General features: G+C 58.6%; 1 protein-coding gene and 2 pseudogenes. All 3 read left to right on the plus strand.

All coding sequences use genetic code 11. The annotated features are described in order from the left end of the window. Positions 1–249: pseudogene (locus C2846_RS18780) on the plus strand (type VI secretion system tip protein VgrG); the annotation flags it as partial. Further along, complete coding sequence (locus tag C2846_RS18440; RefSeq protein WP_165443869.1) at positions 249–1,055, plus strand: DUF4123 domain-containing protein; 807 nt, start codon at positions 249–251, stop codon at positions 1,053–1,055. The pseudogene C2846_RS18780 and the gene C2846_RS18440, both read left to right, overlap by 1 nt. Before the next feature lie 16 nt (positions 1,056–1,071). After that, positions 1,072–1,338, plus strand: a pseudogene (locus C2846_RS18445) (hypothetical protein); the annotation flags it as partial.

Raw genomic sequence — 1,338 nt, forward strand, 5'->3', positions numbered from 1 at the left:
AGTGGCGTGACCCTGAACGGGCCGGGTATTCGGATCAACTCCGGTGGTGCGGCTGGGCGGTTGGCCAGAGCCCGACCGGCACTGCCGGGGGATGTCCATACTGCGCCTGCAGAACAGCCGGGTAACCCCCTAATGACTCTGAGTAGTGCTCAACATGCAATCATGCGTACGGCCAGCCAATTGGATAGTGATTTCTGTCCGGTATGCGGCCCCTGCCTGGACGGTGTTTGTGCCGCAGGAGAACAGTAATGGCTTGCGTACAAAGCTGGCTTGCAGAGCAGGGCGAGCATGCCCGTGAAATTTATCTGGTCATGGATGCGAGCAATGTATCGGCTTGCTATCAGGAGCAGATTGAAGCGCTGGCAGGTAAAGAGTCTCTAAGGCTCTATGCAGGCACCGTAGCTGAAAAGCTGGCGGATCAGGGACCTTGCCTGTACGCACTGGGGAGTGCCATCGCCGCGCAGGCCGATTTGCTCAATGAGTCCGCGCACACATGGGAGTGGTTGATTGCAGCGCCGTCAGGCCGCTTGCATGCATTGGCGACCCATTGGCAGGAACGGCTGATTATCGATCGTGGTGCATCACCAGTTTTGTTTCGGCTGCATGATTACCGGGTAATGCTGCGTGCCTTGAGCCGATTGTCGGACGAGGAGCTTCCCGCATTTCTGGGGCCTGTTGAGAGTCTTTGTGTCTGGACCGGGCAGGGTTGCAGGACACAAGACAATCCCAAGCCGGGACTATATCCACTGCCGAAGCAGCCGGCCTGGCTGGAAAACGCAGCGTTGAATGACGAGGTGTTGTGTAGCAACCTGCGCCATTACCTGCTGAGTGAGCATCCTGAAGCCTACAGCCGGCTTGCCGCGCAGCGCGATCCAGGCACCTGGGTAGTTCAGATGGCAGGCTTGGCCCGCCAGTGGGGATGGCATGCCTCGCAGCAACTGGTTTTTCTTGTTCGTGAAAGTCTATCAGCCCATGACGGCGAAATACCCAGGCACTGGTACCCAGAAATGAATGAAACGGCTCAGCAGCACTATGTGCGCGTGGCTGGCAGGTAATCCGGAGAGTTCAGGTATGCGATTAGCGATAAAAGTTCTGCTGGCCCCATTGTCAGGCACGCTGCTGCTGTTGGCTGGCTGCGGCAGCCTGGAGCGCACCCCGAGTTTTACCCTGGAGGCCGACTTGCCGGCGCATTTCAAGCTGACGGCCGATGCCTATTACGTGCCGGTGGCGGAGGCTGAATGCGAATTGCCGGAGCGCATCAACGGCAAGCGCCCGAACCGGCGGATTTATCGTAGCGAGTATGTAGCCGAGGAACACCGGGTGGCCTTTGAGGTGCCG

The sequence above is a fragment of the Pseudomonas jilinensis genome (assembly GCF_003586265.1).
GTDB classification, from domain to species: domain Bacteria; phylum Pseudomonadota; class Gammaproteobacteria; order Pseudomonadales; family Pseudomonadaceae; genus Halopseudomonas; species Halopseudomonas phragmitis.

What these genes read in the sequence shown, in the direction of transcription:
- C2846_RS18440 (WP_165443869.1), top strand. Translation starts at nt 249, where the DNA reads ATGGCTTGCGTACAAAGCTGGCTTGCAGAGCAGGGCGAGCATGCCCGT.